Genomic DNA, 5,890 nt, shown 5'->3' with positions numbered 1-5,890 from the left:
CCAGCCGGTGTAAAAGGCCAGGTGCGTGATGGTCTCCGAGAGCTCGGCCGGGGTAACGCCGGCATCCAGCGCAAGCTCTCCAAAGGTGCTTAGGTTAGTCACTTCGTGGCGGGTCATTAACGCCGCAAAGGTCACCAGCGCGCGGTCTCTCATCGACATGCTTTCGCCCGCCCAGACTGACCCGACCAGGTCGTCGGTGGAATAGGCATTCAGGGCCGGTGCGACGCGGGCGACGCTGTACGGGAGCGTGCGCGTGACGTCTTGGGCGATGGCACTTGTGGTTACGAGGGCGAGGACGGACGAGGCGATGAGGGCCTTCATTGCGGTTTCCTTTCAGGTCTGCCGTTCCCTAAAGGATGTGGTCTCCCGCAGCGGAAGCTTAATGCCGGTAGGGCTCACTCCATTCATGATCGGCGTTCAACAATCCCGCCTATTCCTTAAGAGCGTCCAGCACGACCTGGAAAGCCGAGGACGGGCGTTGTCGGCTGGGGTAGTATAGGTGGAACCCCGGAAAATAGGGACTGAACTCGTCAAGACAGGTCGCGAGCTGCCCCTCGTCCAGCAGCGGTTGAGCCAGCCGTTCCGGGATCAAAGAAAGCCCGTGGCCGTCCTTCGCGGCCCGCATCACCGGGTTGATCGTGTTGAAGCAGGCCTGCCCCTTCACCTTGACGCGTATCTCTGTGCCTTCCGCATCTTCGAACTCCCAGGCGTAGAGCGCGCCATGCGTCGACAGGCGGAGGTTGATGCAGCGGTGTTCGGTCAGGTCCTGAGGAGTCTCCGGCACTCCGGCGAAGTCGAAATACTCAGGCGCTCCGACGCAGACCATGCGCTCCTCCGGACCGATCCGCATCGCGATCATTCCTTCGCTGACCTGTTCGCCATAGCGAACGCCGGCATCGCACTGGGATTCCGCCAAGTCGGTGTATCCGTAATCCATGACGAACTCGATGTTCACCGAGGGATGTTCCTTCAGCATCGGCGACAGCTTTGGCCAGAGGATCGTTTCGATCGCATATTCGACTGCCACGATCCGAACGGTGCCGGTAGGCTGGTCACGGGTGTCGTTCAGCGCCTGAAGACGCGCCTCGATCTTCTCGAAACAAGGATTCAGCGTTGCGAGCAGGTCCTCCGCTTCCAGTGTCGGAGCGACAGAGCGGGTCGTGCGCGTCAGAAGGCGCCGTCCAAGGCGCCGCTCGAGCCCTTTGATTGTGTGGCTCAGCGCCGATTGCGAGACGTTGAGACGGGCCGCAGCGCGGGTAAAGCTGCGCTCCTCCGCCACGGCAGCAAGTGCGATCAGGTCGTTGATGTTTTCACGAAGCATGAGGGAGGCCTTGAGCTTGCTGTCCAGGATCACCTGGTCTCCCTCACGATATATGTGGCAGATTCATGAAGTCTATGGATTGTTCAGGGCAGGTTAGTTCTCGATCAACACCAGCCTGTCGCGCGACGGACCGTCACCCCGTGGCGACCGGGCGGTTGTAATCGCGTAGATGCCCTCCGCAGTCACCGCGATATCACGCGTTCGTTCGCCAACTTCATGCGCGATTGACGCAGTGCCACCCGGCGCCATGGGTCACCGACGTCGTGGAGGTCGCACCGTGCCAGTGCTCGACCTCGGGCGGGAACCAGACGACATCGCCGACCAGCATCACCTGCTTCTCCTGCCCGCGCTCCTGCACCCAGCCGGTGCCGTGGGTGATGACCAGCATCTGGCCAGCGGGATGGGTGTGCCATGCTGACCGGGCCCCAGGCAGGAAAGTTACTTCGCCCGCGCTCACATCATTCATCACGGGCGGAAAGACTGGGGCCGCGTAGTCTGTCCTGGGAAAGGTGTCGGGGCTGCCGATCTGGCCGGCACGATCTTCTGTCTTCGTCAGCGTGATGGACTGGGAGATCGCGGCAAGGGCCAGAATGACAAGGGCGCATATCCAAGGGATTAGCACCTTCATCTTGGTCATCTCCATTTCGGTTGCGGCGAGGTGGTCGGAGGCAACCTTGGGGCTGTGTCGAGCAAGTATTCCATTGTGGCCAAAGGATAATGCGCGCGAACCCGAATGCGTCCATGGAGTCAGCTCATCAGTCGTCGCCACCAAGTTGGAACGCTACCTGTGCATTCATGTCCGGGGATCATGAGCGGCGTGATAGTTGCCGCCATTGTCTCCGATCTCCGGGTGACCGATCCTTTATAAATGCCCGGCGCTCGACGCCGGTCGATGTCACGCCACAAGACGAGGAAGCGATGTGCGACGCCAGCAATGACAAGATCGAGATCCTGGCCCGCGACGGCGAAAGCCGCCCGCTATGTCATCGAAGTGATCAATTCGTGATACCCTGGCCCGGAGGCAATCCACCCGCCTCCGAGCCACTTTAGGACCGGCCTGCCATGCGCACGACCAACAAGTCACACGGACCATGGCTCACCGCCGTTATACTGGCGCTGTTCGCGTTTCCCGGACATGCAACGGACACGACAAAGGAGGTCGACATGACCCGCATCATATTCAAGATCGGACAGGAGACGCTCTCTGCGACGCTGGACGACACCGCGGCCGCGCGGGATTTCGCGTCGATGCTGCCACTGACGATCACGCTGTCCGACTACCACGGGATCGAGAAAGTCGGCGATCTCGGGCGCGAGCTGGACAGTGCCGGGATGCCTCCGAGCTATGAACCCAAGGCCGGCGACATCACCCAATATGCACCGTGGAAGAACCTTGCGATTTTCGTCGCGCCCTTCTCAAACTCGCGAGGGCTGGTCCGATTGGGCCAGTTCGACGGTGATATCTCACCGCTCGAAGGCACCGACGACGTAACGGTTTCGATCGAACTGGCGGACTGATGTGACCAATAGGGCGACATCAAGCCAAAAAGGGCGGTCCTACCGGAGCGCCCTTTTTGTGTGCAGCGAATCCGCGATCACTGGGCGCCGCTGTAGACTGGAAACATTGATGCGTCACCGTAGTCCTTGGCGGTGATCCCTTTCAGCCTTTCCATATCCTCCGCAGAAATCTCGAAATCGACCTCGGCATTGGATTTCATGTGCGCCGGGTTGACCGTCTTAGGCAGTGCCAGCAGGCCAAGTTGCAGGATGTAACGGATGCAGAGCTGCGGTACTGTCACGTCGTAGGTGTCCGCGATCGCCTTGATCTCTGAATTCTCGAGGATCTTGCCGTGGCCGATCGGGGAATATGCCTCTACCAGCATGCCGTTGGAGGTCGCATAGTCGATCAGCTCGAACGGCGTATTGCCGACATGGGCGAGCACCTGGTTGATCATTGGCTTTACGGCCGCGTTTTTGAGCAGATTGGTGAGGTCCTCTTGCTGGAAGTTCGACACGCCAATGGCGCGCAACTTGCCAGTTTCCAGCGCCTCTTCCATGGCCTTCCATGCTGCCAGGTTCCCCTCGAAGAACCGGTCGTCCGAAGCCCAGTCGCCCCAGGGTTGCGGGCTGTGAATGATGAAAAGGTCGATGTAGTCGAGTCCCATGGTCTCGAGCGACTGCTCGATCGCAGCCTTGGCACGTTCGTAATCTTTCACTTCCGCCGCCAGCTTGGACTGCACGAACAGCTGGTCGCGCGGCACGCCGCAGGTGCGGACGGCTTCGCCGACGCCGCGTTCGTTGCCATAGGCCTGGGCAGTATCAATGTGGCGATACCCGATGTCGATCGCGGCCTTCACGGCCTCCGCGACCACGACGTCCTCAATCATCCAGGTGCCGAGTGCGAGCTTCGGAACGGAAACACCGTTCGGCAGGTTGGTGGTCTCTTGCAGGATCATGCCCCATCTCCTTTGCTTGTCGATGCGGCCGATGCCGCTGTCTGGCGGAGATGTAGTGATGACAAACTGGGCGGATAATCGATCAGAAATGGAAGCCACTCATGAGAAAACTTCATAAGAGCTTGATCGAACTGCGCCTAAACCGGCCGTTCGTGGCTGGGGTCCCTCACGGCAGCATCTGCCCTAGAGCAAAGCGGTTTTTCGCGGATTGCGAAGGTTGCGCTGCTTCCTCGCATTGTCTCGAGCCCTGGGCAAATACTGGTCTCGTCGAGCGTCTTCGAATTTCAGGATGGCCGGGCAGATAGACCGTATCTGCCCGGCCATTATTTTCTGAGAGGTTCTCAGGCAGCGGTTGCTTTCGTCAGCGATCGATAGACTGCAGACTCAAAATCCATGTATCCGGTGAACGACACAGCGTCAGCAAAGGGCAGGATCTGCGTTGCCCAGTAGCCACCAAACCCGTTGGCCCGATCGATCCAGTAGAAGCAGTTCGCCAGGCCAGCCCAGCCAATTGCGCCCGCAGGCCGCCCCGTCTCTGCGGCCTCTGAGTTGACCATGAACGTGTATGACCAGTCCTTCGGAAGGCCGGGGAAAAACTCCGCATCGTTCGACAGGGATGGAATGACACCGGGCAGCATGGTTACTTTTTGCGGCGGCACCAACGCGCCCCGGACGGCCCACTCCACGGTCTCAGGTTTGAGAACACGGCCATTGGGGCCAGCCCCATCGTTGAGCCACATCCGGATGAACTTCATGTAGTCCGTCACGGTCCCGTAAAGCCCATGCCCCCCCATGTCGACCTCCGGGTTGTCTGGCAGCGCGAAGCCGTCCATCGGCGCAAGGCTTCCGTCTTCGCCGCGCGCATGGACCGTTGCGGAGCGTGCCTTCATGTCATCGGTGCGGGTGAAGGTCAGATCAATGATACCAAGTTGCGCAAAGATGCGTTCAGCCATCACTTCACCCAGGCGCTTACCGCGGATGCCTTCGACCACTTGGCCAACCCAGTCGATATTTGAGCCGTACTCCCATTTCTCACCCGGATCGAACAGCAGCGGCGTATTGATCCGGCATGCGACGCGGTCACGACCGAAGGCTGGCCGTGGTCTTCGGCCATGCGTTTGTAGGTTTCGTTGAAGAAATCGTACCCGAACCCTGCGGTGTGCAGCAGCAACTGCCGCGTAGTGATATCGGTCTTCGGCGCCCGCAGGATCGGTGCGCCTGCATCATCAAAACCGTCGATGACTTGCAGCTTGCCTATGGCCGGGGCGTATTCCTTCGCCGGTGCATCAAGGTCAAGCAAACCGTCCTCGACACATTGCAGCGCAGCGGTGCCTGCAATTGCTTTTGTCGTCGAGAAGATTGCGAAAACCGTATCCTCTGTCATCGGATCGCCACCGATCCGGCGCTCTCCGGATGCGCCGGAGTAGATCGTTCCGTTCCGGTCTGTGACCTGCGCGACCACACCGGGAACCCGCGCTTCGCCGCCGCTGACACCGGACAAGATTGCGTCGCAGCTAGCTTTGAGATTGGTCATTGTTTCCTCCCATGCCAAATTCTGGACGAAGGCTAGCAAGCGATCGTGGATAGATCTGTCCGAGATCGGCAGGGCCTGTCCGGTTTCGGAATGAAACTGGTTGCGCGGACCTAGTGAAAGTTGCGGGCCGTGCGTCGGGTCTGCGATGGCAGCTCTCCAAAGCGGGCGCAATAGACACCCGCAAGCGCACCCGGGTTTGCATAACCCCAGTCATGTGCAATCTGGGTCACAGTGCGGTCCGGGGATGCGTTCTGCAGGTCGGCCCGCAGACCTTCAAGCCTCCGCGCCGCCAGAAAGTCGCGCGGGGAAAGGCCGCGAAAGCGGCGGAAGCCTTCGGACAATGTTCTGGCAGAGACACCGACCCGCCGGGCGACGTCGCCGATCAACGGGGCTTCGCGGGCCTCGGCGGCGAGGATTTCCTCAGCTTGGCGCACGTAACGGGGGGCGGCGGACCGGGCCCCGTCGCGCAGTGATATGCCCGCGTTGTCTAATCGCGCACTATGGGTCAAGCACTTCTTCTCTTGAACGTCGCCAAAATGGGCGGCGTTTTTTTGGTTTTTGACCAGCTGAACGTGTGTG

At 60.2% G+C, this 5,890-nt stretch carries 8 protein-coding genes; 1 reads left to right on the top strand and 7 read right to left on the bottom strand.

What is annotated here, in order from left to right; all coding sequences use genetic code 11:
• The 3 genes from MRY75_RS14555 to MRY75_RS14545 form a co-directional block, all read right to left on the bottom strand.
• Positions 1-321 (bottom strand): carboxymuconolactone decarboxylase family protein (locus MRY75_RS14555; protein WP_292308726.1); only part of this gene is annotated, 321 nt, incomplete at its 3' end.
• Positions 322-430: 109 nt separating this feature from the next.
• Entirely contained in the window at positions 431-1,354 is a 924-nt protein-coding gene (locus tag MRY75_RS14550; RefSeq protein WP_292308725.1) for a LysR family transcriptional regulator, read from the bottom strand.
• 181 nt (positions 1,355-1,535) lie between these two features.
• A complete protein-coding gene (locus MRY75_RS14545) occupies positions 1,536-1,949 on the bottom strand; it encodes a cupin domain-containing protein (protein ID WP_292308724.1) in 414 nt (137 codons plus the stop codon).
• Positions 1,950-2,485: 536 nt separating this feature from the next.
• Between MRY75_RS14545 and MRY75_RS14540 the strand changes: the two genes are divergently transcribed.
• Positions 2,486-2,839 carry a cyclophilin-like fold protein gene (locus MRY75_RS14540; RefSeq protein ID WP_292308723.1) on the top strand — a complete coding sequence of 118 codons (354 nt, stop codon included), beginning with the start codon at positions 2,486-2,488 and terminating at the stop codon, positions 2,837-2,839.
• A 77-nt stretch (positions 2,840-2,916) separates the two neighbouring features.
• On the opposite strand, the gene MRY75_RS14535 is transcribed toward MRY75_RS14540, so the two are convergent.
• The 4 genes from MRY75_RS14535 to MRY75_RS14520 form a co-directional block, all read right to left on the bottom strand.
• Positions 2,917-3,777, bottom strand: coding sequence for an aldo/keto reductase (locus tag MRY75_RS14535; protein ID WP_292308722.1), 861 nt, complete (start codon positions 3,775-3,777; stop codon positions 2,917-2,919).
• Between the two features lie 341 nt (positions 3,778-4,118).
• The gene (locus tag MRY75_RS14530; RefSeq protein WP_366934937.1) at positions 4,119-4,826 is read right to left on the bottom strand and encodes a serine hydrolase domain-containing protein; all 708 of its coding nucleotides are present in this window, start codon (positions 4,824-4,826) and stop codon (positions 4,119-4,121) included.
• Positions 4,730-5,311, bottom strand: a complete 582-nt coding sequence (locus tag MRY75_RS14525) for a serine hydrolase domain-containing protein (protein ID WP_292308721.1) — start codon at positions 5,309-5,311, stop codon at positions 4,730-4,732. Before MRY75_RS14525 ends, MRY75_RS14530 begins: the two co-directional genes overlap by 97 nt.
• A gap of 110 nt (positions 5,312-5,421) precedes the next feature.
• Positions 5,422-5,820 (bottom strand): helix-turn-helix transcriptional regulator, encoded by a 399-nt coding sequence (locus tag MRY75_RS14520; protein WP_292308720.1) that lies wholly within the window; start codon positions 5,818-5,820, stop codon positions 5,422-5,424.
• Between the last annotated feature and the right edge of the window lie 70 nt (positions 5,821-5,890).

This window comes from Marivita sp. (assembly GCF_022763305.1).
Lineage (GTDB): Bacteria > Pseudomonadota > Alphaproteobacteria > Rhodobacterales > Rhodobacteraceae > Marivita.
Note: the sequence above shows the minus strand (reverse complement) of the source record. Positions and strands in the feature narration are given on the sequence as shown.